The organism is Variovorax sp. OV084 (genome assembly GCF_900111625.1).
Classification (GTDB): Bacteria; Pseudomonadota; Gammaproteobacteria; order Burkholderiales; family Burkholderiaceae_C; genus Variovorax.
Map to the genome: position 1 here is coordinate 70,626 of NZ_FOII01000007.1, position 25,199 is coordinate 95,824.

Here is a 25,199-nt window from a genome sequence, read left to right on the forward strand (position 1 = left end):
CCGGACTGTACTTCAAAAACGGTGTTTGAATTAATAATTATGGATCGGTTAGACTCGCGGCCGGCTTGCAAATCCGTGCAGGCGAATTTGCGAATACCCTGCAAGACACTGCGAACGGCCCCTTCATGAGCAGCACACCCGAACCCTCTTTCAAGCCCGCCGACCTCGAAGCCTGGGCCAAGGCTGCTGCCAAGTCCGCACCCGGCGGCGACGTGAACGCGCTGAACTGGATCACGCCCGACGGCATCGCCGTGAAGCCGCTGTACACCGCCGCCGACCTGCAGGGCCTGAAGTACACCGACACGCTGCCCGGCTTCGAGCCCTACCTGCGCGGTCCGCAGGCCACCATGTACGCAGTGCGCCCCTGGACCATCCGCCAGTACGCCGGCTTCTCCACCGCCGAAGAGTCGAACGCCTTCTACCGCAAGGCGCTGGCCGCCGGCGGGCAGGGCGTGAGCGTGGCCTTCGACCTCGCCACGCATCGCGGCTACGACAGCGACCACCCGCGCGTGACCGGCGACGTCGGCAAGGCAGGCGTGGCAATCGACTCGGTCGAGGACATGAAGATCCTGTTCGACCAGATCCCGCTCGACAAGGTCTCCGTGTCGATGACGATGAACGGCGCCGTGCTGCCGGTGCTCGCGGGCTACGTGGTCGCGGCCGAAGAGCAGGGCGTGGCGCAAGACCAACTGAGCGGAACCATCCAGAACGACATCCTCAAGGAGTTCATGGTCCGCAACACGTACATCTTTCCGCCAGCGCCGAGCATGCGGATCATCGGCGACATCATCGAGTACACGGCGCAGAACATGCCCAAGTTCAACTCGATCTCGATCAGCGGCTATCACATGCAGGAAGCCGGCGCCAACCAGGCGCTGGAGCTCGCCTTCACGCTGGCCGACGGCAAGGAATACGTGAAGACCGCGCTGGCCAAGGGCCTCGACGTCGACGGCTTTGCCGGACGCCTGAGCTTCTTCTGGGCCATCGGCATGAACTTCTATCTCGAAGTGGCCAAGATGCGTGCGGCGCGCCTGCTGTGGTGCCGCATCATGAAGGAGTTCAACCCCAAGAACCCCAAGAGCCTGATGCTGCGCACGCACTGCCAGACCTCGGGCTGGTCGCTCACCGAGCAGGACCCGTACAACAACGTGGTGCGCACCACCATCGAGGCGATGGCCGCGGTGTTCGGCGGCACGCAGAGCCTGCACACCAACGCGCTCGACGAAGCCATTGCGCTGCCCACCGAGTTCAGCGCCCGCATCGCGCGCAACACGCAGCTCATCATCCAGGAAGAGACGCACATCACCAACGTGATCGATCCCTGGGCCGGCAGCTACATGATGGAGAAGCTCACGCAGGACATGGCCGACGCGGCCTGGGCCATCATCGAAGAGGTCGAGGCGATGGGCGGCATGACCAAGGCGGTCGACAGCGGCTGGGCCAAGCTCAAGATCGAGGCCGCCGCCGCCGAGAAGCAGGCGCGCATCGACTCCGGCAAGGACGTGATCGTCGGCGTCAACAAGTACAAGCTGAAGAACGAAGACGCGATCGACAGCCTCTCGATCGACAACGTGAAGGTGCGCGACCAGCAGGTGGCGCGGCTGCAGAAGATCCGTGCCTCGCGCGACACCGCCAGGGTGCAGGCCGCGCTCGACGCGCTGACCGCTGCTGCCGAGAACAACACCGGCAATCTGCTGGCGCTGAGCATCGACGCCGTGCGCCTGCGCGCCACGGTGGGCGAGATTTCGGACGCGCTCGAGAAATCATTCGGCCGCCATCGGGCCGACACGCAAAAGGTGACCGGTGTGTACGCAGCTGCCTATGACTCCGCCGAAGGCTGGGAAGCCCTCAAGACCGAAATCAACGCCTTCGCAGAGGAGCAGGGCCGCCGTCCGCGCGTGATGATCTCCAAGCTCGGGCAGGACGGCCACGACCGCGGTGCCAAGGTGGTGGCCACGGCTTTTGCCGACCTGGGTTTCGACGTGGACATGGGACCGCTCTTCCAGACGCCCGAAGAGTGCGCGCGCCAGGCCATTGAAAACGACGTGCACGCAGTGGGCGTGAGCACACTCGCAGCCGGCCACAAGACTCTTGTGCCGGCCATCATCAATGAACTCAAGAAGCAGGGCGCGGACGACATCATCGTGTTCGTCGGCGGTGTGATTCCGCGGCAGGACTACGACTTTCTCTACGAGGCCGGCGTCAAGGGCATCTATGGACCGGGCACGCCCATTCCGGCCAGCGCCAAGGACGTGCTGGAGCAGATTCGCGCGGCGGTCACGGCCTGAGGCGCGACGTGGGCGATCTCTTGTCGCGGCTGTCGCTGCAGCCGGTGGATTCCAGCGATTTCGAAGCCATGCTGGCCCTGCGCATCGACGCGATGCGCCCGAGCCTGGAGCGCGTGGGCCGTTTCGATGCAGCGCGTTCGCGCGAGCGCCTGAGCGCGGGCTTTGTCGTTCCGTACATGCACCACATCGTGCTCGACGGCGACCAGCGCATCGGCTTCGTCACGCTCAAGCCCGAGGACAGCGACGCGCTGCGCCTCGACCATCTCTACCTGCGCACCGGCTTCCAGGGCCTGGGCATCGGTGAATGGGTGCTCGAATGGGCCAAGTCGCAGGCGCGCGCGCAGCGGCTGGACATCAAGCTCACCGCGCTCGTGAAGAGCGACGCCAACCGCTTCTACCTGCGGCACGGCTTCGTGCTCGAGGGCGGGGAGGGCGTCGACCTGCACTACCGCTGGCGCGTGGCTTCGGAGGCTGCGTGCTGAACACGGCACAGGCGCTCGAACGCGCCGTTGCCGAAACCGATGGCATGGCGCAACGGCGCGCCATTGCAAAAGCCATCACGCTGCTCGAATCGACGCGCGCCGACCACCGCACGCAGGCCGACGAACTGCTCACGGCATTGCTGCCGCGCACGGGCAACTCGTTCCGCCTCGGCATCTCGGGCGTGCCGGGCGTCGGCAAGTCGACCTTCATCGAAACGCTGGGCCTGCTGCTGATCGGCAAGGGCCATCGCGTGGCGGTGCTCACCATCGACCCGTCGTCCACCGTGTCGGGCGGCTCCATCCTCGGCGACAAGACGCGCATGGAACGGCTCTCGGTGCACGAGCGCGCCTACATCCGGCCGAGCCCTTCGAGCGGCACGCTGGGCGGCGTGGCCGAGAAGACGCGCGAGGCCATGCTGGTGTGCGAAGCGGCCGGCTACGACATCGTGATCGTCGAAACCGTCGGCGTGGGCCAGAGCGAAACCGCCGTGGCCGGCATGACCGACATGTTCGTGCTGATGCAACTGCCCAATGCCGGCGACGACCTGCAGGCGATCAAGAAGGGCGTGATGGAGCTGGCGGACCTCGTTGTCATCAACAAGGCCGACATCGACAAGGACGCCGCCACGCGCGCGCAGGCTCAGATCACCTCGGCGCTGCGGCTTTTCGGCCACCAGGGCAACCCAGACCATGCACACGCGGTGCATGACGCGCACAGCGGCGCTGAAGTGCGCTTCTGGCTGCCCAAGGTGCTGCAGCTGAGCGCGCTCGCCAACACCGGCGTCGATGCCTTCTGGGACGCCGTCACGCAATTCAGGCAACTGCAGACCGCCAACGGCAAGCTCGCCAAGCGCCGCGAGAAGCAGGCCACCGCGTGGATGTGGGAGCGCATCGACGCAGGCCTCAAGCACGCCTTCAGGCATCACCCGCAGGTGCGCGAGCTGCTGCCCCAGCTTACGCAGCAGGTGGCGCAGGGCACGTTGCCGGCATCGACTGCGGCGCGCAACCTGCTCGCCGCGGCCGCCATCACGGCCAGACCATGAGACACGAAATTCAGGACCACAGCTTCGGAAGCACACCATGCAAGAACTGATCGAACAACTCGAAAAGCGTCGCGCCCAGGCGCGTCTCGGCGGCGGGCAGAAGCGCATCGACGCGCAACATGCCAAGGGCAAGCTCACGGCGCGCGAGCGCATCGAGCTGCTGCTCGACGACAACACCTTTGAAGAGTGGGACATGTTCGTCGAGCACCGCTCGGTGGACTTCGGCATGGCCGAGCAGAAGATCCCCGGCGACGGCGTGGTCACCGGCTACGGAATGATCAACGGCCGCCTGGTGTTCGTGTTCAGCCAGGATTTCACCGTCTTCGGCGGCGCGCTCAGCGAGGCGCATGCCGAAAAAATCTGCAAGGTGATGGACCAGGCCATGAAGGTCGGCGCGCCCGTCATCGGACTGAACGACTCGGGCGGCGCTCGCATCCAGGAAGGCGTGGCCTCGCTCGGCGGCTATGCCGACGTGTTCCAGCGCAACGTGATGGCCTCGGGCGTGGTGCCGCAGATCAGCATGATCATGGGCCCCTGCGCGGGCGGCGCCGTGTATTCGCCCGCCATGACCGACTTCATCTTCATGGTGAAGGACAGCAGCTACATGTTCGTCACCGGCCCCGAGGTGGTGAAGACCGTGACGCACGAAAGCGTCACGGCCGAAGAGCTGGGCGGCGCCATCACCCACACCACGCGCAGCGGCGTGGCCGACATGGCGTTCGAGAACGACGTCGAGGCGCTGCTGATGCTGCGCCGCCTGTACAACTACCTGCCGCTCAACAACCGCGAGAAGCCGCCGGTGCGCCTGGGCAACAACGGCCTGGGCGACCCGGCCGACCGGCCCGACTACTCGCTCGACACGCTGGTGCCCGACAACCCGAACAAGCCCTACGACATCAAGGAGCTGATCCTGAAGGTGGTGGACGACGGCGACTTCTTCGAGCTTCAGCCCGACTACGCGAAGAACATCGTGATCGGCTTCGCCCGCATGGAAGGCCAGACCATCGGCATCGTTGCGAACCAGCCGTTGGTGCTCGCGGGCTGCCTCGACATCAAGAGCAGCATCAAGGCCGCGCGCTTCGTGCGCTTCTGCGATGCGTTCAACATTCCGGTCGTCACCTTCGTCGACGTACCCGGCTTCATGCCCGGCACGGGGCAAGAGTACGGCGGCATCATCAAGCACGGCGCCAAGCTGCTCTACGCGTATGCGGAGTGCACGGTGCCGAAGATCACCGTCATCACGCGCAAGGCCTACGGCGGAGCCTATGACGTGATGGCCTCCAAGCATCTGCGCGGCGACGTCAACCTTGCCTGGCCGCGTGCCGAGATCGCGGTGATGGGCGCCAAGGGCGCGGTGGAAATCATCTTCCGCGAGGACAAGAACGACCCCGAAAAACTCGCCGCCCGCGAGGCTGAATACAAGGCCCGTTTCGCCAACCCGTACGTGGCGAGCGCACGCGGCTACATCGACGACGTGATCCTGCCGCACGAGACGCGCAAGCGCATCTGCCGTTCGCTGGTGATGCTGCGCGAGAAGAAGCTCGAGAACCCGTGGCGCAAGCACGGGAACATTCCACTGTGAGCGGCACGGAGAAGAAGAACATGTTCAAGAAGATCCTGATTGCGAACCGTGGCGAAATCGCCTGCCGCGTCATTCAGACAGCGAAGAAGATGGGCATCCTCACGGTCGCTGTCTATTCCGACGCCGACAAGGAAGCCCGCCACGTCGAACTGGCCGACGAGGCCGTGCACATCGGAGCTGCGCCCAGCCGCGAGAGCTACCTGCAGGCCGACCGCATCATTGCCGCCTGCAAGAAGACCGGCGCCGAGGCGGTGCACCCGGGCTACGGCTTCCTGTCGGAGAACGAAGCCTTCGCGCGCAAGGTCGAGGAAGAAGGCATCGCCTTCATCGGGCCGAAGCACTATTCGATTGCGGCAATGGGCGACAAGATCGCCTCGAAGAAGCTCGCTAACGAAGCCCAGGTCAACACCATTCCGGGCTGGAACGACGCCATCGAGACGGCTGAGCGCGCCGTCGAGATCGCGAAAGACATCGGCTACCCCGTGATGATCAAGGCCTCGGCCGGCGGCGGTGGCAAGGGTCTGCGCGTGGCCTTCAATGACAAGGAAGCCTTCGAGGGCTTCACCTCGTGCCGCAACGAGGCGCGCAACAGCTTCGGCGACGACCGCGTGTTCATCGAGAAGTTCGTCGAGGAGCCGCGCCACATCGAAATCCAGGTGCTGGGCGACTCGCACGGCAACGTGATCTACCTGAACGAGCGCGAATGCTCGATCCAGCGTCGCCACCAGAAGGTGATCGAGGAGGCGCCGTCGCCCTTCATCTCCGACGCCACGCGCAAGGCGATGGGCGAGCAGGCGGTGCAACTGGCCAAGGCCGTGAAGTACCAGAGCGCCGGCACGGTGGAGTTCGTGGTTGGCAAGGACCAGAGCTTCTATTTCCTCGAAATGAACACGCGCCTGCAGGTGGAGCACCCGGTAACGGAGTGCATCACCGGCCTCGACCTGGTCGAGCTGATGATCCGCGTGGCCGCCGGTGAGCAACTGCCGTTGACGCAGGAGCAGGTGAAGCGCGACGGCTGGGCCATCGAGTGCCGCATCAACGCCGAAGACCCGTTCCGCAATTTCCTGCCCTCGACCGGCCGGCTGGTGAAGTTCCAGCCGCCGGGCGAGACCATGTTCGCGAGCGACACCGAGCACCTGCAAGGCGTGCGCGTGGACACGGGTGTGTACGACGGCGGCGAGATCCCGATGTATTACGACTCGATGATCGCCAAGCTCATCGTGCACGGCAAGGACCGCCAGCATGCGATCGCACGCATGCGCGAGGCGCTCAACGGCTTCGTGATCCGCGGCATCAGCAGCAACATTCCGTTCCAGGCGGCGCTGCTGGCGCATCCGAAGTTCGTGGCGGGCGACTTCAACACCGGCTTCATCGCCGAGCACTACGGCAAGGGCTTCCACGCGGAAGACGTGCCGCATGCCGATCCGTCGTTCCTGATCGCGCTCGCGGCCTACGTGCATCGCCGTTATCGTGCGCGCGCCTCGGGTATCAGCGGGCAGCTCGAAGGCCACGGCGTGAAGGTGGGCGAGCAGTTCGTGGTGGTCGAGTTGGGGCCCGAAGGCAAGCACGTGCACCATCCGGTGTCGGTCACCGACTTCCATGGCAAGACCGGTGCGAGCGCAGTGGCCGTGGGCGGCAAGACCTACAAGATCGACAGCAGTCTGGCGCTGGGAGCGATCCGCGTGCAGGGCACCGTCAACGACAAGCCCTTCACCGCGCAGGTGGAGCGCGGCGCGGGCAAGAGCCCGCTGGCACTGCGCGTGTCGCACGACGGCACGCAGATCGAGGCGATGGTGCTGTCGCCGCTGGGCGCGCGGCTGCTCGAGCTGATGCCCTACAAGGCACCTCCGGACCTGAGCAAGTTCCTGATGTCGCCGATGCCGGGCCTGCTGGTCGAGGTGTCGGTGCAGCCGGGCCAGCAGGTGCGCGCTGGCGAGAAGCTGGCCGTGATCGAGGCCATGAAGATGGAAAACGTGCTGTTCGCCACGCAGGACGGCGTGGTCGGCAAGATTTCGGCGGGCAAGGGCGAATCGCTCGCCGTCGATCAAATCATTCTGGAGTTCAACTGATGGGTGCCAACGACTTGCAACAGGCGATCACGCTGCACCGGCCCGCGAAGGCCGCTGCCCCCAAGACCGAGGGCCCGTGGTCCGTCGAGGCGATCCAGACGCTGCTCGACAAGCCGCTGATGGACCTGCTGTTCGAGGCGCAGACCGTGCACCGCCAGCATTTCCCCGAAGGCGACATCGAGCTGGCCACGCTGCTGTCGGTCAAGACTGGCGGCTGCCCCGAGAACTGCGGCTACTGCCCGCAGTCGGCCCAGTTCGATACCGGCGTGAAGGCGCAGAAGCTCATGGAGGTCGACGAGGTGCTGCGCGCCGCGCAGGCCGCCAAGGACGCCGGTGCCACGCGCTTCTGCATGGGCGCTGCATGGCGCGCGCCGAAGGACCGCGACGTGGAGAAGGTGGCCGTGCTGGTCGAGGCCGTGAAGGGGCTCGGCATGCAGACCTGCGCCACGCTCGGCATGCTGGAGCCGCACCACGCGCACCAGCTCAAGGCTGCCGGCCTCGATTACTACAACCACAACCTCGACACCGCGCCCGAGTACTACACCGACGTGGTCGACACGCGCACTTATCAGGATCGTCTCGACACGCTGGCCCATGTGCGCAGCGCGGGCATCAGCGTGTGCTGCGGCGGCATCGTCGGCATGGGCGAAGCACCGGTGCACCGTGCGGGGCTGATCGCGCAACTGGCCAACCTGAATCCGTACCCGGAATCGGTGCCGATCAACAGTCTGGTGCGCGTGCCCGGCACGCCGCTGGCCGACTCGGACCCGGTCGACCCCTTCGACTTCGTGCGCATGATCGCGGTTGCGCGCATCACCATGCCGACCGCGCGCGTGCGCCTGTCGGCCGGCCGACAGCAGATGGGCGACGCGGTGCAGGCGCTGTGCTTCATGGCGGGCGCGAATTCGATCTTCTACGGCGACAAGCTGCTCGTTACCGGCAACCCCGACGTCGAAGCCGACACGGTGCTGCTGCGCAAGCTGGGCCTGAATGCGCGGCAGGTTCAGGAGCAGCCGGAAGGCTGTGCCGCATGACCACTGTCGCACGCCCCTTCAAGGTGCTGGGCATCCAGCAGATCGCCATCGGCGGGCCCGACAAGCTGCGGCTGCAGAAGCTGTGGGTCGACATGCTGGGGCTCGAAGTCACGGGCACGTTCAAGAGCGAACGCGAGAACGTGGATGAAGACATCTGCGCGATGGGCGTGGGCCCGTTCAAGGTCGAGGTCGACCTGATGCAGCCGCTCGATCCGGAGAAGAAACCCGCCGTTCACACGACGCCGCTCAATCACGTCGGGCTGTGGATCGACGACCTGCCCAAGGCCGTCGAATGGCTCACGGCGCAGGGCGTGCGCTTTGCGCCGGGTGGCATCCGCAAGGGTGCAGCCGGCTTCGACATCTGCTTCCTGCACCCGAAGGCGAACGACGAATTTCCGATCGCGGGCGAGGGCGTGCTCATCGAGATGGTGCAGGCGCCGCCCGAGGTGGTAGCGGCGTTCAGCGCGCTCGCAGCTACGCGTTGAGCACCTTCTTGATCGGCGGCTTCACGTCCGAGCGCTGAGGCGGCAGCATCGCCTGGTGCTCGCGCGCCGGGTTCAGGATGATCGAGGTCGCCGTCTCGGTAAGGATGCAGAACTTGGTGACCACCGCGTCGAGGTGGCTCACGTCGATCACCGCGATCTCGAGGATCCAGCTGTCCTCTCCGGTCACGTTGTAGGCATTGACGCATTCGGGCGTGTCCTGCACCAGTTTCACGACGAGGTCGTAGTCCGCGCGCCCGACGCGGATGATGGCGCGGATGCCGTAGCCCAGCTTGCCGAGGTTGACGGTGGCGCGGTAGCCGCTGATGACGCCCGCAGCCTCCAGTTTCTTCACGCGCTCGGTTACTGCCGGCTGGCTCAGGTGCACGCGGCGGCCCAGTTCGGCCATGGTCAGGCGCGCGTCGGCCTGCAGTTCGGCGAGGATGCGGGTGTCATGGGCGTCCAGCACGGGGTTCAAGGGAAAGTCCATGAAACTCCTTCAAATCGACGGTTTGGCGAGGGCAGAACCATGAAATCTGCATGGCTGCCGAGGGACGGCTTTCATACCATGACCGGCACCCAATACCAAGAATCAGAAGAGACACCTTCGACATGCCTACCCTCGCTTCTCCCGCCCATGCCACGCCAGCCGCGGGCCGCCCCGGATTGCCGCCGCTGCTGTGGCTTTGCCTCGCCGCCACCTGGGTGGTGTGGGGCTCGACCTATCTTGCGATCAAGTACGCGCTGATCAGCTTTCCGCCGTTCCTGCAGATGGGCTCGCGCTTCCTGGTCGCGGGTGTGCTGCTGGCAGCGTGGATGCGCTGGCGCGGCGCGCCGTGGCCCTCGCTGGTGCAGTGGCGCAATGCCTTCATCGTCGGCGCGCTGATGCTGGGCGGCGGCATGGGCGGCACGGCGAACGCCGAGGTGTCGATCGGTTCGGGGCTGGTGGTGGCGTTCATCGCGGTGATCCCGCTGCTGATTGCGCTGCTCAATCTGATCTGGGGTGTGAAGCCGTCGCGGCTCGAAGCTGCGGGCATCGCGCTCGGCCTCGTCGGCGTGCTGATGCTCACGCAGGGCAGCGGCTTCCGCTCTTCGCCCGAGGGGCTGGTGGCCATCTGCATCGCCTGCGTCTGCTGGTCGCTTGGCAGCGTGCTGAGCCAACGCAGCCTGCCGCTGGCGTCCGGCGCGATGGGCTTCGCGAGCGAAATGCTCTGCGGCGGCGTGGTGCTGATGGGGCTCGCCGCGGTGTCTGGCGAAACGATGAGCTGGCCGCCACAGGCTGAAGCGGTCGCTGCGTGGATCTATCTGGTGGTGTTCGGCTCGCTGATTGCCTTCAACGCCTACATGGTGCTGCTGGCCAGGGCGCCGGCCGCGCTGGCGGCGAGCTACACCTTCGTGAACCCGGTGATCGCGATGCTGCTGGGCGTGTGGATCGCCAACGAGGCGGTCACGCGCTTCGAGTGGTACGCGGTGGCCGTGGTGCTGGCGGGTGTGCTGCTGTTGCTCTTCAAGCGCCGGGGCGGCGCCACACCGCAAGCGTAGCCGCGAGCAGCCACATGCCGGCCGCGCAACCGCGGTTCATTGCCCTGAGGCCGCGCTGCGAGAGGAAGCGCACGGCCTGCGTGCCGGCCGATGCATAGGCCAGCATCACGCAGGTATCGAGCACGACGAACACTGCACCTAGCAGCAGGTACTGCGGGCCTTGCGGCTTCGCGATGTCGACGAACTGCGGCAGGAATGCCGCGAAGAACAGCACCGTCTTCGGGTTCGACAGCGCCACCATCAGGCTGCGCAGCAGCGCGACACGGCCCTGCGGACGGACTTCGAGCGGCGACTTGGCCAGCGCGGTGCGCAGGTCGGTGGTTTCGCTGCGCCACAGCTTGATGCCCAGCCATACGAGGTAGGCCACGCCTGCGACGCGGATCGCATTGAAGAGCCACTCCGAGGCCGCCAGCAACGAGCCCAGTCCGAGCGCGACGACGGCGATCAGGGTGATGCTGCCGAGCGACGCACCCGCAATGCCCCAGCTCGCGCGGCGCATGCCGCCCTCGATGCCGTTGGACAGCGCCAGCAGCATCGTTGGCCCCGGAATCAGGGCCAGCGCGAGCGAAGCGACGATGTAGATGAGCAGGGTATCGAGCGTCATGGTTTGGTGGCTGGTGAGCGTTGTTGCGAGGCGGCGCGGGCACGCGCCAGTGCGGCTTCGACGATGGCGCGCTTGCGGGCGCCGGCGTCTTGCGGGGCTTCGGGCTCGGGCGCCGTTTCGGCCAGCCGGGCGTCGGTGTTGCGGTGCCTGCCATGCACTTCGTAGCGGCGCCTCGCACTCTCGGCCTGCTCGGCCGACCAGGCTTGCCAGCCGCTGAGGCCCGGCGTCTCGACTTCGAGCGAGATGCAATCGACAGGGCAGACCGGAATGCACAGTTCGCAGCCCGTGCAGTGGGCTTCGATCACGGTGTGCATGCGCTTGTTGATGCCGACGATGGCGTCGGTGGGGCAGGCGTCGAGGCACAGCGTGCAGCCGATGCACCAGGCCTCGTCGATGACTGCCATGGCACGCGGGCCTTCGGTGCCGAACTGGGGATCGAGGGGGAGCGTTGCGCGGCCGGTGAGCAGTGCGAGTCGCTCGATGCCTTCCGCGCCGCCCGGCGGGCACTGGTTGATGCCGGCCTCGCCGTCAGCCACGGCCTGTGCGTAGCCTGCGCAATCCGGGTAGCCGCACCGTGTGCACTGCGTTTGAGGCAGTGCATCGTTGATGCGTGCGGCCAGCCCGTTCACTTGGTGATGAGGTTGCGTGCGCGCTTCTTCAGCGCGCCGCACCGGTGCCGGGCTTCTTGCGCGCAGCGGGCTTCTTCACTGCCACGGCCGTGGCCTTCTTTGCCGGCAGCTTTTTGGCCGCGACGGCGGGCACCTTGCGGCCGGGCTTGATGCTGTCTTCGGCGGCCAGGCCGCCGCGGTTGCCGGCGCGACTCTGGGGCTGGTCGTTGGCCGCGATGAATTTCAGCACCTTCGGGTAGACCAGTTCGCGCCAGCGGCGGCCGCTGAAGATGCCGTAGTGGCCGGCACCTTTCACTTCATAGTGCTCGCGCTTGTCATTGGCTATGCCGGTGCACAGGCTGTGCGCCGCTTCGGTCTGGCCCGAGCCCGAGATGTCGTCGAGTTCGCCTTCGACCGTGAGCAGGGCGGTCGAGTGGATGTCCTGCGGGTGCACGCGCTCCACCTGACCCTGGGGGTTCTTGACGTCCCAGGTGCCGTTGACCAGGTCGAATTCCTGGAACACGGTGCGGATGGTCTCGAGGTAGTAATCGGCGTCCATGTCGAGCACGGCGTTGTACTCGTCGTAGAACTTGCGATGGGCCTCGGCGCTGGCGTCATCGCCCTTGATCAGGTCCTTGAAGTAGTCGTAGTGGCTGCTGGCGTGGCGGTCGGGGTTCATCGCCACGAAGCCGGTGTGCTGCAGGAAGCCAGGGTAGACCTTGCGGCCCGCGCCCGGAAAGCCCTGTGGCACGCGATAGATCACGTTGTTCTCGAACCACTCGTAGCTCTTGTTCATCGCGAGGTTGTTCACCGCGGTCGGCGACTTGCGTGCGTCGATGGGGCCGCCCATCATGGTCATGGTCAGCGGCAGCTGTTCGCCGCGGCTGGCCATGAGCGACACGGCCGCGAGTACCGGCACCGTCGGCTGGCACACGCTCACCACGTGGCAGTTACCGTATTCGGCCTGCAGGCGGCGGATGAACTCCTGCACGTAGTTGATGTAGTCGTCGAGGTGGAACTCGCCTTCGGACAGCGGCACCAGGCGCGCGTTCTTCCAGTCGGTGATGTAGACCTTATGGTCCTGCAGCATGGTGCGCACGGTGTCGCGCAGCAGCGTGGCGTAGTGGCCCGACAGGGGCGCCACGATCAGCACCACGGGCTGGCTCTTGAGCGTCTTGAGGATGTGCGGCTCGTCGGTGAAGCGCTTGAAGCGGCGCAGCTCGCAGAACGGCTTGTCGAGTTCGACAGCCTCCTGGATCACGACCTCTTCGCCGTCGACCTTGACGGACTTGATGTTGAACTCGGGCTTCTCGTAGTCCTTGCCGAGGCGATAGAGCAGGTCGTAGCCGGCGGCCATGCGCTGGGCCATGGGCAGCTGGCCCCACACGGCGCCCTGGCCGTAGAGCTTGGAGGCAGCCTGTGCGAAGTCCGAGAACGGCTCCATCAGGGAACGCTGGGCTTCGTAGAGTTGATAGAGCATCGCTGGTCTTGGAGTGGAATGTTGCGGTGCAATATATCAGCGCATTCGCTGCATTGCAGGGGGCCTAACCCCTACATCGGCCCCGCCGCGAGGGGCCTTCTTCCACAGAATGTGAAGGAATCGTCGCGAAGGCGATTCCCTCACACCTTGCTGTCACCTAGATGACTTTGGCGATCGAGGCACAGACGAACTCGATATTCTTGCTGTTGAGCGCGGCCACGCACATGCGGCCGGTGTCGGTGCCGTACACGCCGAACTCATTGCGCAGGCGCACCATCTGGTCCTTGCTCAGGCCCGAGTAGCTGAACATGCCGATCTGCGTGGTGATGAAGCTCATGTCTTCTTTCACGCCGGCGGCCTTGAGGCCGTCGACCAGCTTCTGGCGCATGGCCTTGATGCGCACGCGCATCTCGCCCAGTTCTTGTTCCCACAGGGCGCGCAGTTCGGGGTTGCCGAGCACCGCGGCCACCACGGCGCCGCCGTGCGTGGGCGGGTTGCTGTAGTTGGTGCGAATGGCGATCTTGAGCTGCGACAGCACGCGGCCGGCTTCTTCCTTGCTTTCGCACAGCACCGACAGGGCGCCCACGCGTTCGCCGTACAGGCTGAAGCTCTTGGAGAACGAGGTCGAGACGAAGAAGGTCAGGCCGGCATCGACGAACTTGGCGACGGCGGCGCCGTCTTCCTTCAGGCCGTAGCCGAAGCCCTGGTAGGCCATGTCGAGGAAAGGCACGAGACCCTTGGCCTTGACAGTGGCTACGACCTGGTCCCACTGCTGCGACGTGATGTCGTAGCCGGTCGGGTTGTGGCAGCAGGCGTGCAGTACGACGATGGTGCCGGCAGGGGCTGAGTTGAGCGCGGCCAGCATGCCGTCGAAGTTGATGCCGCGCTTGGCGGCGTCGTAGTAGGGGTAGCTTTCGACTTCGAAGCCGGCGTTGGTGAACAGCGCGCGGTGGTTTTCCCAGCTCGGGTCGCTGATCAGCACCTTGGCGTTGGGGTTGAGCTTCTTCAGGAAGTCAGCGCCGACCTTGAGGCCGCCGGTGCCGCCGATGGCCTGGATGGTGGCCACGCGGCCCGAGGTGATGGGTTCGCTGTCGGCGCCGAAGACCAGCGCCTTGACAGCGTTGTCGTATGCGGCAATGCCATCGATGGGGAGGTAGCCGCGCGCCGTGGGCGCTTTCATCATGTTCTGCTCTGCCGCTTGCACGCACTGCAGCAGTGGCAGCTTGCCGTTGTCGTCGTAATAGACGCCGACGCCGAGATTGACCTTGTTGGGGTTGGTATCGGCTGCAAATTGCTCGTTGAGGCCGAGGATCGGGTCGCGCGGCGCCATTTCGACCGCGGTGAACATAGACATGGAAAGGTCCTTTGGGATGAAAGCTTCGCTGCAACCGGAGGAGGCTTTATCCTTTCCGGTTGCCTTGAATTTTACCGGCGCGAGCGCCACCTGTCGGGAACAGCCATGCCAGAGAACAACGAAGCCATAGCAGACCTGAAGAAACTGGACCCGATCGGGCCGGCGAAACAGGGAGAATTCATCCGCTATCCGGACTCGCCTTTCGAGCTTTTCCAGCCCTATCCACCGGCCGGCGACCAGCCGAAGGCGATCGAGGGGCTGGTCGAGGGCGTGATCGATGGCGAAGTGTTCCAGACCCTGTTGGGCGTGACCGGTTCGGGCAAGACCTTCACCATGGCCAACGTGATCGCCCGGCTGGGCCGCCCGGCCATCGTGTTTGCGCCCAACAAGACGCTGGCGGCGCAGCTCTACAGCGAATTCCGCGAGTTCTTCCCGAAGAACGCCGTCGAGTACTTCGTGAGCTACTACGACTACTACCAGCCCGAAGCCTACGTGCCGCAGCGCGACTTGTTCATCGAGAAAGATTCATCGATCAACGAGCACATCGAGCAGATGCGGCTGTCGGCCACCAAGAGCGTGCTGGAGCGGCGTGACACGGTCATCGTGGCCACGGTGAGCGCCATCTACGGCATCGGCACCCCCGAGGACTACATGGAGATGCGGCTGATTGCCCGCGTCGGCGACAAGGTCGGCCAGCGCGACCTGATTTCGCGGCTCATTCGCATGCAGTACCTGCGCAACGAGCAGGACTTTGCCCGCGGCACCTTTCGCGTGCGGGGCGACACTATCGACGTGTTCCCGGCGGAGCACAGCGAGCTGGCGATCCGCTTCGAGCTGTTCGACGACGAGATCGAGTCGCTGCAGCTCTTCGACCCGCTGACCGGCCGCATCCGCCAGAAGGTGCCGCGCTTCACCGTGTATCCGTCGAGCCATTACGTCACGCCGCGCGACAAGGTCATGGCGGCGGTGGAAACCATCAAGATCGAACTGGGCGATCGGCTCAAGGAACTGGTGGGGGCGGGCAAGCTGGTCGAAGCGCAACGGCTGGAGCAGCGCACCCGTTTCGACCTCGAAATGCTCGCCGAAATCGGCCATTGCAAGGGCATCGAGAACTACACGCGCCACCTCTCGGGCGCTGCGCCAGGCGACCCGCCGGCAACGCTGACCGATTACCTGCCGAAGGACGCGCTGATGTTCCTCGACGAAAGTCACCAGATGATCGGCCAGCTCAGCGCCATGTACAACGGCGACCGGGCGCGCAAGACCACGCTGGTCGAGTACGGCTTCCGCTTGCCGAGTGCGCTGGACAACCGGCCGCTCAAGATGGAAGAGTTCGAAAAGCGCATGCGCCAGTGCATCTTCGTTTCGGCCACGCCGGCGCAATACGAGAAGGACCATGCCGGCAACGTGGTCGAACAGCTGGTGCGGCCCACCGGACTGATCGACCCCGAGGTCGAGGTGCGGCCCGCCACGCATCAGGTGGACGATGTGCTGGGCGAGATCCGCGTGCGCGTGGACAAGAACGAGCGCGTGCTGATCACCACGCTGACCAAGCGCATGGCCGAGCAGCTGACCGATTACCTGGGCGACAACGGCGTGAAGGTGCGCTACCTGCACAGTGACGTCGACACGGTCGAGCGGGTGGAAATACTGCGCGATCTGCGCCTGGGCACCTTCGACGTGCTGGTGGGCATCAATCTGCTGCGCGAGGGGCTGGATATTCCCGAGGTATCGCTGGTGGCGATCCTCGACGCCGACAAGGAAGGCTTCTTGCGCGCAGAGCGCTCGCTGATCCAGACCATTGGCCGCGCAGCGCGGAACCTGAACGGCAAGGCCATCCTCTACGCCGACCGGATGACCGAGTCGATGAAGAAGGCCATCGGCGAAACCGAGCGCCGCCGTGCCCGGCAGATTGCCTACAACGAAGCCAACGGCATCACGCCGCGCAGCATCGTCAAGCAGGTGCGCGACCTGATCGACGGCGTCTACAGCGAGAAAACGGGCAAGGAAATGGCCAAGCTCGACCTGGAACGCGCCAAGGTCGAGGACATGAGCGAAAAGGACATCGCCCGGGAAATCAAGCGGCTGGAAAAGCAGATGCTGGAACACGCCCGCAACCTCGAATTCGAGAAGGCAGCCCGGGTGCGCGACCAGTTGGCGCTGCTGCGGGAGCAGGCGTTCGGGGCGTCGGGCGGCGACAACATCGCGATCCCGCCGCAGTAGGTCAGACGTTCGCATTCTTCAAGCGAACCGCGCTGGGGTTTACCCCAGCAGACCTCGGGGGCTTCTGTTATACTTGAGCGAAACAGTCAACAACAAGAAAAGAACTTCGCGATGAAGGACCGACTCCTACCGACTGGTTCACCAGCGTCAGGGGTCGGGCAGGGCGGAGACGAAGTCACCGCGGTCCAGGACCACGGTGTCATTTCAACGGTAAGCACTTGAAGGAGCTTGCGATGCGTCTCACTACCAAAGGCCGTTTTGCGGTCACAGCAATGATCGATCTGGCGTTGCGTCAGAACACCGGTCCGGTCACGCTGGCTGCGATCAGCCAGCGGCAGCAGATTTCGTTGTCGTACCTTGAGCAGCTGTTCGGCAAACTGCGCCGTCACGAGCTGGTCGAGTCGACTCGCGGCCCCGGCGGCGGCTACAGCCTCGGTCGCAAGGCCGCGGACATCACCGTGGCCGACATCATCGTTTCCGTCGATGAACCCATCGATGCCACCCAGTGCGGCGGCAAGGAAAACTGCCTCGGCGAAGCCGGCCGCTGCATGACGCACGAGCTCTGGGCCTCGCTGAACCAGCGCATGGTCGAGTTCCTCGACTCCGTCACGCTGCAGAAGCTGGTCGACGACCAGATCGCCAAGGGCGTGCAGATCGAGAACAAGCCGGTCGTCAAGCGTGCGATCTCGGCCCAGCCGGTGGTCAAGCCGATCCGCGTGAACGCACCGAATTCGGTGTTCGCCCTCGGCAACGCCTTCGCCAAGTCCTGAGTACTGAGTCCCCGGCGGCGCCTTCGGGCGCCACCTTGAGCAGCCCAGATCAAAAAACAACCCCCACGCCAGCACGAGCCAGCCATGGACGTAACTCCTCATTTCCCGATCTATCTCGATTACGGCGCGACCACGCCGGTCGACCCGCGTGTGGTCGACGCCATGATTCCCTGGTTGCGCGAACACTTCGGCAATCCGGCGTCACGCAGCCACGCATGGGGCTGGGAGGCTGAAGAGGCGGTCGAGAAGGCGCGTGGCCAGGTCGCCGACCTGATCAATGCGGATCCCCGCGAAATCGTCTGGACGTCGGGTGCGACCGAATCGATCAACCTCGCGCTCAAGGGCGCGGCCCAGTTCTACAAGGGCAAGGGCAAGCACCTGATCACCCTGAAGACCGAGCACAAGGCGGTGCTCGACACCATGCGCGAACTCGAGCGCCAGGGCTTCGAAGTTACCTACCTCGACGTCGAGGAAAACGGCCTCGTCGACCTGGAGAAGTTCAAGGCCGCGATCCGCCCCGACACCATCCTGGCCAGCGTGCTGTTCGTGAACAACGAAATCGGCGTGATCCAGAACGTGGTCGCGATCGGCAATGTCTGCCGCGAAAAGGGCATCATCTTCCACGTCGATTCGGCCCAGGCCACCGGCAAGGTCGAAATCGACATCACGAAGCTGCCCATCGACCTGATGAGCCTCGCCTCGCACAAGACCTACGGCCCCAAGGGCATCGGCGCGCTGTACGTGCGCCGCAAGCCGCGAGTGCGGCTCGAGGCGCAAATGCATGGCGGCGGTCACGAACGCGGCATGCGTTCGGGCACCTTGCCCACGCACCAGATCGTCGGCATGGGCGAGGCCTACCGCATCGCCAAGCTCGAAATGAAGGACGACATCGCCCATGCGCGCCGCCTGCAGAAGCGTCTGCTCGATGGCCTGAAGGATGTCGAGCAGGTGTTCATCAACGGCGACCTCGAACACCGTGTGCCGCACAACCTGAACATGAGCTTCAACTACGTCGAAGGCGAGTCGCTGATCATGGGCATCAAGGGCCTGGCGGTGTCGTCGGGTTCGGCCTGCACTTCGGCCAGCCTGGAGCCCAGCTATGTGCTGCGCGCCCTGGGCCGCAGCGACGAGCTGGCCCACAGCAGCCTTCGCATGACCATCGGCCGTTTCACGACCGAAGAAGAAATCGACTACGCCATTTCGACCATCAAGCACAACGTTGCCAAGCTGCGTGAGCTGAGCCCCCTGTGGGAGATGTTCCAGGACGGCGTCGACATCAGCACGATCCAGTGGTCGGCCCACTGACGCAGGCCCGCACCAGGCTCCACGATTGAACAAAGTTTGAGAGGTACACCATGGCATATTCTTCCAAGGTCATCGACCACTACGAAAATCCACGCAACGTCGGTTCCTTCGAAAAGGGCGACGACTCGGTAGGCACCGGCATGGTCGGCGCGCCGGCCTGCGGCGACGTGATGAAGCTGCAGATCAAGGTCAACCCCGAAACCGGCGTGATCGAAGACGCGCGCTTCAAGACCTACGGCTGCGGCTCGGCCATCGCGTCGTCGTCGCTCGTGACCGAATGGGTCAAGGGCAAGACGCTCGACGAAGCGGCTGCGCTCAAGAACGCGCAGATCGCCGAAGAGCTGGCGCTGCCGCCCGTGAAGATCCACTGCTCCATCCTGGCCGAAGACGCGATCAAGGCCGCCGTGAGCGACTACAAGGCCAAGCACGGCGTCAAGACCGAAGCTGCTGCTGCCGAAGCTGTTCACTGACATGGCCGTCACGCTGACCGAAGCCGCTGCGCGACACGTCACCCGCTACCTCGGCAAACGGGGCAAGGGCGTGGGCGTGCGGCTGGGCGTGAAGACCACGGGCTGCTCCGGCCTGGCCTATAAGCTCGAGTATGTGGACGAGTTCACGCCTGAAGACGTGGTGTTCGAAGACCACGGCGTGAAGGTGCTGGTCGACCCGAAGAGCCTGGCCTACATCGACGGCACGCAGCTCGACTTCGTGCGCGAGGGCCTGAACGAGGGTTTCAAGTTCATCAACCCCAACGAACGCGACCGTTGCGGCTGCGGGGAAAGTTTTCGCATCTGATGCGCCGTCGCTGACCGCGACAACAGCCGCCACCATGTCATGTGCTGGCGGTTTTTTCTTGCCATGAACCTGAACGACACCGACTTTCAACTGTTCGCCGTCCCGGCGACTTTCGCGCAGGACCGTGCGGTGCTCGACGCGCGCTGGAAAGAGCTGCAGCGCGAAGCCCACCCGGACCGCTTTGCCGCGCAGGGCGCCGCCGCGCAACGTGTGGCCATGCAGTGGTCGGTGCGCATCAACGAGGCTTACCAGCGGCTCAAGGACCCGATCCGCCGCGCCAGCTACATCTGCGAACTGCACGACGCACCGCTGAACGCCGAGAACAACACGGCGATGCCGCCGGAGTTCCTGATGCAGCAGATGGAGTGGCGCGAGGCGCTCGACGATGTCGAAGACGCCGCTTCGCTTGAAAAGCTCCAGGCCGAGGTCGAGGCTGCCCGCGCCCGCGCACTGTCGTCGCTCGACTGGCTGATCGACGAAAAAGGCGACTACCCCGCCGCCGCGCAGCAGGTGAGAGCCCTCATGTTCATTGAGCGCTTCGGACAGGACGTCGAAGCCAAATTCGATCAGTTGGGACAATAGAGGCATGGCTCTTCTTCAGATTTCAGAACCCGGCCAGGCGCCCGACCCGCATCAGCGTCGCATTGCCGTGGGCATCGACCTCGGCACCACCCATTCGCTGGTGGCCGCGGTGCGCAACGGCGTGGCCGAATGCCTGCCCGATGACCAGGGTCGCGTGCTGCTGCCTTCGGCCGTGCGCTACCTTGAAAACGACCGCCGCCAGATCGGCTTCGATGCGCTGGCGGCGCGCGCCAAGGACCCGGCCAACACGATCACTTCGGTGAAGCGGCTCATGGGCCGCGGTCTGGCCGACATCGCGAACCGCGAAGCGATGTCGTACCGCATCGGCAGCAGCGATGGCGGCATGGTGCAGGTGCAGACCCTGGCGGGCGAAAAGTCGCCGGTCGAGATCAGCGCCGAGATCCTGGCCACGCTGCGCTTTCGTGCCGAGGACACCTTCGACGACGAGCTCTACGGTGCCGTCATCACCGTGCCGGCGTACTTCGACGAAGGCCAGCGCCAGGCGACCAAGGATGCCGCGCAACTCGCCGGCCTCAACGTGCTTCGCCTTATCAGCGAGCCCACGGCGGCCGCCATCGCGTATGGCCTCGACAACGCGAGCGAAGGTGTCTACGCGGTCTACGACCTGGGCGGCGGCACCTTCGACATCTCGATCCTGCGGCTCACGCAGGGTGTGTTCGAAGTGATCGCCACGGGTGGCGATTCGGCCCTGGGCGGCGACGACTATGACCACGCGCTGGCCGGCTTCGTGCTCGCGCAGACGGGCCTGCAAGCCGGCAGCGATGCCGACAAGGCGGCGTTGCTGGTCGCCGCACGGGCCGCGAAAGAGGCGCTGACCGATTCGGAATCGGCCCTGTTCAAGGCTGACGTGGCAGGCAAGACCGCTTCGTTCGACCTGACCCGCGAACAGTTCTACACCGCCACGCGGCCACTCACCGATCGCACCATTGCTGCCGTCCGCAAGGCGCTGCGCGACGCGAAGCTCAAGCCCGACGACCTGCAGGGCATCGTGCTTGTCGGCGGCTCCACCCGCATGCCGCAGATCCGCAGCGCCGTCGCCGAGTTCTTCGGCCGCGAGCCACTGGTCAACCTGAACCCTGATGAAGTCGTGGCCCTCGGCGCAGCCATCCAGGCCAACCAGCTTGCCGGCAACAACGGCGCGGGCGAGCTGCTGTTGCTCGACGTGATCCCGCTCTCACTCGGCATCGAGACCATGGGCGGTCTGGTCGAGCGCATCGTGCCGCGCAACCAGACCATCCCCACCGCGATGGCTCAGGACTTCACGACCTATCAAGACGGCCAGACCGCGCTGGCACTGCACGTGGTGCAGGGCGAGCGCGATCTCGTGGCCGACTGCCGCAGCCTCGCGCGCTTCACGCTGCGCGGTATCCCGCCGATGGCGGCCGGCGCGGCACGCATCCGCGTGACGTTCACGGTCGACGCAGACGGTCTGCTGAGCGTGAGTGCCCAGGAGCAGGGCAGCGGCGTCGAAGCCAGCGTGGCGGTCAAGCCGTCATACGGCCTGTCGGACGACCAGATCGCGACCATGCTGCAGGAGAGCTTTTCCACGGCGCAGCAGGACATGCTGGCCCGTGCGCTGGTCGAGGCGCGCGTCGATGCCGATCGCATGTTGCTCGCCACGCAGAGCGCGCTCGATGCCGACGGCGACCTGCTGAGCGACGGAGAGCGCGCCGTCATAGACGCATCGATGGCGCAGTTGCGTGAAACCGCCAAGGGCAGCAACGAGGCCGCCGCCATCGAGGCTGCCACCAAGAAGCTGGCCGACGACACCGAAGCCTTTGCCGCACAGCGAATGAACGCGGGCATTGCGCGCGCACTTGCCGGCCGCAAGGTCGAATCTCTCTAGAACAACAACATGCCCACGATCAAGATCTACCCGCATCCCGAGTACTGCCCGCAGGGCGCTGAAATCACCGCGCCCGCCGGCACCTCGATCTGCGAGGCGCTGCTCGACAACGACATCAACATCGAGCATGCCTGCGAGATGAGCTGCGCCTGCACCACCTGCCACGTGATCGTGCGTGAGGGCTTCAACTCGCTGAACGAGGCGGAAGAGGGCGAAGAAGACTTGCTCGACCGCGCCTGGGGCCTGGAGCCCCAGTCGCGCCTGAGTTGCCAATCGATCCTGGCGCAGGAGAATGTGACCATCGAGATTCCGAAGTACTCGATCAATCACGCCAAGGAAAACCACTGATGTCGCGCCAGATCGTTCTTGATACCGAAACCACCGGCCTCTCTGCGGAGAACGGCGACCGGGTCATCGAGCTCGGCTGCGTGGAGCTGTTCGCCCGCAAGCTCACCGGCAACGACCTGCACATCTACTTCAACCCTGAGCGCGAGAGCCACGAGGACGCGCTCAAGGTCCACGGCCTGACGACTGACTTCCTGCGCGACAAGCCGAAGTTCGCCACATTGGCCAACGACATCGTCGAGTACCTGCGCGATGCCGAGCTGATCATTCACAACGCGGCCTTCGACGTCGGCTTTCTCAACAAGGAATTCGAGCGTGCCGGTTTGCCGCCGCTGCGCACCTTCGTCAGCGAAGTGACCGACACGCTGGCCATGGCCAAGCAGGTGTACCCGGGCAAGCGCAATTCGCTGGACGCGCTGTGCGACCGCTTCGGTGTCGACCGCTCGAACCGAACCTTCCACGGCGCCAAGCTCGACGCGCAGCTGCTGGCAGACGTCTACATCAACCTCACGCGAGGCCAGGATGCGCTGCTGATCGACGTGGCTTCGAACGAGCCTCAGCTGGGCACCACCGTGGTGGCCATCGACCTGAGCCAGTTCGAGCTGCCGGTGATCCTGGCCGCCGAGCACGAACTGACAGCGCACGAAGCGGTGTTGGGGCAACTCGACAAATCGAGCGGCGGTCGCACGCTGTTTCGCGAAAACGGCTGAAAAGCTATGGCATAATCTGAGGCTTCGCACAACGCGATACGTTTTCAGAACGCTGCAGTCAAACAGCAGCGTTTCGGGCGGTTAGCTCAGGGGTAGAGCACAGCATTCACACTGCTGGGGTCGGAGGTTCGAAACCTCCACCGCCCACCATTCAAAGCAACGACTTACGGCACCTTCGGGTGCCGTTTTCGTTTGTCGCGCCGACTTCATTCATCGACTGAACTGTCGGCCTGCACCGACGGCAAGTGCAGCCAAGGGCTGTTGAACTTCCCGTAGTGGCGGCCTAGAACTGAGGGGCAAGGAGCACCGCCATGGCCACTCATCCAGATCTTCCGACCCCCGTCACGCCAAACCTGCCCGTCGAGCCCGACGAAGGGGCCGAGACGCCACCCGACGAACCCACCGATCCGGAGCCGCCGCCCTCCGTGCAATGAGGAAATCCGCGAGCGAGCCGCGCTAAGCTCGCGCAATGGACGAAATAGATTGCGCCGTCATCGGCGCTGGTGTGGTGGGGCTGGCAGTGGCGCGCGCCTTGGCGCTCGCGGGCCGGGAAGTGCTGGTGCTCGAATCCGAAGGTGCCATCGGCACGGGGACGAGTTCGCGCAACAGCGAAGTCATTCACGCCGGCATCTACTACCCGCAGGGCTCGCTCAAGGCGAGGCTGTGCGTCGAAGGCAAGGAAATGCTGTACGCCTACGCGGCGGAGCGTGGTGTGCCGCACCAGCGCTGCGGCAAGCTGATCGTGGCGACCTTGCCCGAGCAGGCGGACCAGCTCGATGTCATCCGGACGAAGGCGGCTGCGAACGGCGTCGGTGATCTGACGTTGATCACCGCGCAGCAGGCTGTGGCGATGGAGCCGCAGCTGCATTGCGTGGCGGCGCTGCATTCGCCGAGCACAGGCATCGTCGATAGCCACTCGCTCATGCTGAGCCTGCTCGGCGACCTCGAGAACGCGGGCGGCATGCTGGCACTGAAATCGCCCATCGTGCGTGCCGAATGCGGCGATGGTGCCATCGTCCTGATGGCTGAGGATGGCACTGCGCTGCGTTGCCGCAGCGTGGTCAATGCAGCGGGTCTCGGTGCCCCTGCGCTGGCGCGGCGTTTCGAGGGCCTGCCGGCCTCGGCGGTGCCCAGGGAATACTTCGCCAAGGGCAACTACTTCACCCTGTCGGGGCGAGCGCCGTTCGGGCGTCTGATCTATCCCGTGCCCGAGCCGGGCGGGCTGGGCGTGCACCTCACGATCGACCTGGGCGGCCAGGCCAAGTTCGGGCCCGATGTGCAGTGGGTGTCTTCGGCCGACGAACTTGTGGTGGACCCGGCCCGCGGCGAGGGCTTCTATGCCGAAGTGCGCAAGTACTGGCCCGCGCTGTCCGACGGCGCCCTGATCCCGGGCTACGCGGGCATGCGGCCGAAGATCTCGGGCCCGGGCGAGCCGGCGGCCGACTTCATGATTGACGGACCTGCATCGCACGGTGTGCCGGGGCTGGTCAATCTCTTCGGCATCGAGTCGCCAGGCCTCACGAGCAGCCTGGCCATCGGGCGCCATGTGGCCGGCTTGCTGGCGGACGCGTGAAGCGCGCTTTGCACGTCGCGAAGTGGCATCTCGCGTCAAAGTCTGCACATCTGTAGCGCCTGAGGGTCTTTTGAGCCTGTAACATGACAGCACGCCATTTGCTGGCGCGAAGCCGCCGGCGCGGTGCCGGTGTCATCACGGAGGAAAGTTTCCAATGAGTGCATCCCAAAATCTTGAAGCAGCAGCCGAAGACATTGCAAGCGACGTGCGCGGCGTGCTGGCAAGCAAGGACCTGGATTCGGTTCCCCACATCAAGGCGCTGCGCCAGCGCATCGACACCAAACTGGCCATCGCACGCGAACTCGCGGCCGAGAAGAGCAAGCTCGCCGCCAAGAAGGCCCGTGAAGCGGCCACTTCCGCCAACGCCTACGCCCACGACGAACCATGGCAGATCGCCGGTGCCGCACTGGCCGTCGGCGTGCTGGTGGGCCTGCTGCTTGGCCGCCGCTGACCTGAGCGCG

25 protein-coding genes and 1 tRNA gene are annotated in these 25,199 nt (G+C 65.1%); 21 read left to right on the top strand and 5 right to left on the bottom strand.

What is annotated here, in order from left to right; genetic code table 11:
• Positions 1 to 125 precede the first annotated feature (125 nt).
• Genes scpA through BMW87_RS19235 form a run of 7 tightly spaced genes read left to right on the top strand, consistent with a single transcriptional unit; the run spans position 126 to position 8,983 of the window.
• Positions 126 to 2,288, top strand: a complete 2,163-nt coding sequence (gene scpA / locus BMW87_RS19205) for a methylmalonyl-CoA mutase (RefSeq protein WP_093078282.1) — start codon at positions 126 to 128, stop codon at positions 2,286 to 2,288.
• Positions 2,289 to 2,296: 8 nt separating this feature from the next.
• Complete coding sequence (locus BMW87_RS19210) at positions 2,297 to 2,770, top strand: GNAT family N-acetyltransferase (protein ID WP_093078050.1); 474 nt, start codon at positions 2,297 to 2,299, stop codon at positions 2,768 to 2,770.
• Positions 2,764 to 3,813 carry a methylmalonyl Co-A mutase-associated GTPase MeaB gene (meaB, locus tag BMW87_RS19215; RefSeq protein ID WP_093052370.1) on the top strand — a complete coding sequence of 350 codons (1,050 nt, stop codon included), beginning with the start codon at positions 2,764 to 2,766 and terminating at the stop codon, positions 3,811 to 3,813. Before BMW87_RS19210 ends, meaB begins: the two co-directional genes overlap by 7 nt.
• Positions 3,814 to 3,850: 37 nt before the next feature.
• Positions 3,851 to 5,395 (top strand): acyl-CoA carboxylase subunit beta, encoded by a 1,545-nt coding sequence (locus BMW87_RS19220; RefSeq protein WP_093052368.1) that lies wholly within the window; start codon positions 3,851 to 3,853, stop codon positions 5,393 to 5,395.
• A gap of 20 nt (positions 5,396 to 5,415) precedes the next feature.
• Positions 5,416 to 7,464, top strand: a complete 2,049-nt coding sequence (gene accC / locus BMW87_RS19225; protein WP_093078284.1) for an acetyl-CoA carboxylase biotin carboxylase subunit — start codon at positions 5,416 to 5,418, stop codon at positions 7,462 to 7,464.
• Positions 7,464 to 8,498, top strand: a complete 1,035-nt coding sequence (gene bioB / locus BMW87_RS19230) for a biotin synthase BioB (protein WP_093078052.1) — start codon at positions 7,464 to 7,466, stop codon at positions 8,496 to 8,498. Before accC ends, bioB begins: the two co-directional genes overlap by 1 nt.
• Positions 8,495 to 8,983 (top strand): VOC family protein, encoded by a 489-nt coding sequence (locus tag BMW87_RS19235; RefSeq protein WP_093052362.1) that lies wholly within the window; start codon positions 8,495 to 8,497, stop codon positions 8,981 to 8,983. Before bioB ends, BMW87_RS19235 begins: the two co-directional genes overlap by 4 nt.
• Here BMW87_RS19235 and BMW87_RS19240 read toward each other — a convergent pair.
• Positions 8,973 to 9,470, bottom strand: coding sequence for an Lrp/AsnC family transcriptional regulator (locus BMW87_RS19240; protein ID WP_093078053.1), 498 nt, complete (start codon positions 9,468 to 9,470; stop codon positions 8,973 to 8,975). The two genes, BMW87_RS19235 and BMW87_RS19240, sit on opposite strands and share 11 nt — an antisense overlap.
• A gap of 122 nt (positions 9,471 to 9,592) precedes the next feature.
• Between BMW87_RS19240 and yedA the strand changes: the two genes are divergently transcribed.
• Entirely contained in the window at positions 9,593 to 10,522 is a 930-nt protein-coding gene (yedA, locus tag BMW87_RS19245; RefSeq protein ID WP_093078055.1) for a drug/metabolite exporter YedA, read from the top strand.
• On the opposite strand, the gene BMW87_RS19250 is transcribed toward yedA, so the two are convergent.
• From BMW87_RS19250 to BMW87_RS19265, 4 genes are all read right to left on the bottom strand, one after another.
• On the bottom strand, positions 10,488 to 11,126 hold the full coding sequence (locus BMW87_RS19250) for a LysE family translocator (RefSeq protein WP_093052353.1): 639 nt from the start codon (positions 11,124 to 11,126) through the stop codon (positions 10,488 to 10,490). The genes yedA and BMW87_RS19250 overlap by 35 nt on opposite strands.
• On the bottom strand, positions 11,123 to 11,755 hold the full coding sequence (locus BMW87_RS19255) for an RnfABCDGE type electron transport complex subunit B (protein WP_256216834.1): 633 nt from the start codon (positions 11,753 to 11,755) through the stop codon (positions 11,123 to 11,125). The genes BMW87_RS19250 and BMW87_RS19255 overlap by 4 nt, the downstream gene beginning before the upstream one ends.
• Before the next feature lie 28 nt (positions 11,756 to 11,783).
• Entirely contained in the window at positions 11,784 to 13,214 is a 1,431-nt protein-coding gene (locus BMW87_RS19260) for a polyhydroxyalkanoate depolymerase (RefSeq protein ID WP_093052347.1), read from the bottom strand.
• Positions 13,215 to 13,371: 157 nt separating this feature from the next.
• Positions 13,372 to 14,568 (bottom strand): amino acid aminotransferase, encoded by a 1,197-nt coding sequence (locus tag BMW87_RS19265; protein WP_093078058.1) that lies wholly within the window; start codon positions 14,566 to 14,568, stop codon positions 13,372 to 13,374.
• Positions 14,569 to 14,673: 105 nt separating this feature from the next.
• Here BMW87_RS19265 and uvrB point away from each other — a divergent pair, with 105 nt between their 5' ends.
• From uvrB to BMW87_RS19330, 13 genes are all read left to right on the top strand, one after another.
• Complete coding sequence (gene uvrB, locus BMW87_RS19270; protein ID WP_093052341.1) at positions 14,674 to 16,791, top strand: excinuclease ABC subunit UvrB; 2,118 nt, start codon at positions 14,674 to 14,676, stop codon at positions 16,789 to 16,791.
• Between the two features lie 233 nt (positions 16,792 to 17,024).
• The gene (iscR, locus tag BMW87_RS19275) at positions 17,025 to 17,561 is read left to right on the top strand and encodes a Fe-S cluster assembly transcriptional regulator IscR (protein WP_007828186.1); all 537 of its coding nucleotides are present in this window, start codon (positions 17,025 to 17,027) and stop codon (positions 17,559 to 17,561) included.
• A gap of 84 nt (positions 17,562 to 17,645) precedes the next feature.
• Positions 17,646 to 18,866: an IscS subfamily cysteine desulfurase gene (locus BMW87_RS19280; protein WP_093078059.1), complete on the top strand. Its 1,221-nt coding sequence runs from the start codon at positions 17,646 to 17,648 to the stop codon at positions 18,864 to 18,866.
• Positions 18,867 to 18,916: 50 nt separating this feature from the next.
• Positions 18,917 to 19,336 carry a Fe-S cluster assembly scaffold IscU gene (iscU, locus tag BMW87_RS19285; protein ID WP_093052335.1) on the top strand — a complete coding sequence of 140 codons (420 nt, stop codon included), beginning with the start codon at positions 18,917 to 18,919 and terminating at the stop codon, positions 19,334 to 19,336.
• A gap of 1 nt (position 19,337) precedes the next feature.
• Positions 19,338 to 19,661 (top strand): iron-sulfur cluster assembly protein IscA, encoded by a 324-nt coding sequence (gene iscA, locus BMW87_RS19290; protein ID WP_007828190.1) that lies wholly within the window; start codon positions 19,338 to 19,340, stop codon positions 19,659 to 19,661.
• Between the two features lie 63 nt (positions 19,662 to 19,724).
• On the top strand, positions 19,725 to 20,243 hold the full coding sequence (hscB, locus tag BMW87_RS19295; protein WP_093052332.1) for a Fe-S protein assembly co-chaperone HscB: 519 nt from the start codon (positions 19,725 to 19,727) through the stop codon (positions 20,241 to 20,243).
• 4 nt (positions 20,244 to 20,247) lie between these two features.
• Positions 20,248 to 22,110 (top strand): Fe-S protein assembly chaperone HscA, encoded by a 1,863-nt coding sequence (gene hscA, locus BMW87_RS19300; RefSeq protein ID WP_093078061.1) that lies wholly within the window; start codon positions 20,248 to 20,250, stop codon positions 22,108 to 22,110.
• Positions 22,111 to 22,119: 9 nt separating this feature from the next.
• Positions 22,120 to 22,458, top strand: a complete 339-nt coding sequence (fdx, locus tag BMW87_RS19305; RefSeq protein WP_007828193.1) for an ISC system 2Fe-2S type ferredoxin — start codon at positions 22,120 to 22,122, stop codon at positions 22,456 to 22,458.
• The gene (dnaQ, locus tag BMW87_RS19310; RefSeq protein ID WP_093052326.1) at positions 22,458 to 23,165 is read left to right on the top strand and encodes a DNA polymerase III subunit epsilon; all 708 of its coding nucleotides are present in this window, start codon (positions 22,458 to 22,460) and stop codon (positions 23,163 to 23,165) included. Before fdx ends, dnaQ begins: the two co-directional genes overlap by 1 nt.
• A 75-nt stretch (positions 23,166 to 23,240) precedes the next feature.
• A tRNA-Val gene (locus BMW87_RS19315) sits at positions 23,241 to 23,315 on the top strand.
• A 161-nt stretch (positions 23,316 to 23,476) separates the two neighbouring features.
• Positions 23,477 to 23,599 carry a stereocilin gene (locus BMW87_RS19320; protein WP_093052323.1) on the top strand — a complete coding sequence of 41 codons (123 nt, stop codon included), beginning with the start codon at positions 23,477 to 23,479 and terminating at the stop codon, positions 23,597 to 23,599.
• Positions 23,600 to 23,634: 35 nt separating this feature from the next.
• On the top strand, positions 23,635 to 24,738 hold the full coding sequence (locus tag BMW87_RS19325) for an NAD(P)/FAD-dependent oxidoreductase (protein ID WP_093078062.1): 1,104 nt from the start codon (positions 23,635 to 23,637) through the stop codon (positions 24,736 to 24,738).
• 154 nt (positions 24,739 to 24,892) lie between these two features.
• The gene (locus tag BMW87_RS19330; protein ID WP_093052316.1) at positions 24,893 to 25,189 is read left to right on the top strand and encodes a glycine zipper domain-containing protein; all 297 of its coding nucleotides are present in this window, start codon (positions 24,893 to 24,895) and stop codon (positions 25,187 to 25,189) included.
• The last annotated feature ends 10 nt before the right edge of the window (positions 25,190 to 25,199 follow it).

Bases quoted from the DNA above. Each gene is read 5' to 3' on its own strand.
- scpA (WP_093078282.1), top strand. From the start codon at position 126: ATGAGCAGCACACCCGAACCCTCTTTCAAGCCCGCCGACCTCGAAGCC.
- BMW87_RS19220 (WP_093052368.1), top strand. From the start codon at position 3,851: ATGCAAGAACTGATCGAACAACTCGAAAAGCGTCGCGCCCAGGCGCGT.
- accC (WP_093078284.1), top strand. From the start codon at position 5,416: ATGTTCAAGAAGATCCTGATTGCGAACCGTGGCGAAATCGCCTGCCGC.
- bioB (WP_093078052.1), top strand. From the start codon at position 7,464: ATGGGTGCCAACGACTTGCAACAGGCGATCACGCTGCACCGGCCCGCG.
- BMW87_RS19235 (WP_093052362.1), top strand. From the start codon at position 8,495: ATGACCACTGTCGCACGCCCCTTCAAGGTGCTGGGCATCCAGCAGATC.
- BMW87_RS19240 (WP_093078053.1), bottom strand. From the start codon at position 9,470: ATGGACTTTCCCTTGAACCCCGTGCTGGACGCCCATGACACCCGCATC.
- yedA (WP_093078055.1), top strand. From the start codon at position 9,593: ATGCCTACCCTCGCTTCTCCCGCCCATGCCACGCCAGCCGCGGGCCGC.
- BMW87_RS19250 (WP_093052353.1), bottom strand. From the start codon at position 11,126: ATGACGCTCGATACCCTGCTCATCTACATCGTCGCTTCGCTCGCGCTG.
- BMW87_RS19260 (WP_093052347.1), bottom strand. From the start codon at position 13,214: ATGCTCTATCAACTCTACGAAGCCCAGCGTTCCCTGATGGAGCCGTTC.
- BMW87_RS19265 (WP_093078058.1), bottom strand. From the start codon at position 14,568: ATGTCTATGTTCACCGCGGTCGAAATGGCGCCGCGCGACCCGATCCTC.
- uvrB (WP_093052341.1), top strand. From the start codon at position 14,674: ATGCCAGAGAACAACGAAGCCATAGCAGACCTGAAGAAACTGGACCCG.
- iscR (WP_007828186.1), top strand. From the start codon at position 17,025: ATGCGTCTCACTACCAAAGGCCGTTTTGCGGTCACAGCAATGATCGAT.
- BMW87_RS19280 (WP_093078059.1), top strand. From the start codon at position 17,646: ATGGACGTAACTCCTCATTTCCCGATCTATCTCGATTACGGCGCGACC.
- iscU (WP_093052335.1), top strand. From the start codon at position 18,917: ATGGCATATTCTTCCAAGGTCATCGACCACTACGAAAATCCACGCAAC.
- iscA (WP_007828190.1), top strand. From the start codon at position 19,338: ATGGCCGTCACGCTGACCGAAGCCGCTGCGCGACACGTCACCCGCTAC.
- hscB (WP_093052332.1), top strand. From the start codon at position 19,725: ATGAACCTGAACGACACCGACTTTCAACTGTTCGCCGTCCCGGCGACT.
- hscA (WP_093078061.1), top strand. From the start codon at position 20,248: ATGGCTCTTCTTCAGATTTCAGAACCCGGCCAGGCGCCCGACCCGCAT.
- fdx (WP_007828193.1), top strand. From the start codon at position 22,120: ATGCCCACGATCAAGATCTACCCGCATCCCGAGTACTGCCCGCAGGGC.
- dnaQ (WP_093052326.1), top strand. From the start codon at position 22,458: ATGTCGCGCCAGATCGTTCTTGATACCGAAACCACCGGCCTCTCTGCG.
- BMW87_RS19320 (WP_093052323.1), top strand. From the start codon at position 23,477: ATGGCCACTCATCCAGATCTTCCGACCCCCGTCACGCCAAACCTGCCC.
- BMW87_RS19325 (WP_093078062.1), top strand. From the start codon at position 23,635: ATGGACGAAATAGATTGCGCCGTCATCGGCGCTGGTGTGGTGGGGCTG.
- BMW87_RS19330 (WP_093052316.1), top strand. From the start codon at position 24,893: ATGAGTGCATCCCAAAATCTTGAAGCAGCAGCCGAAGACATTGCAAGC.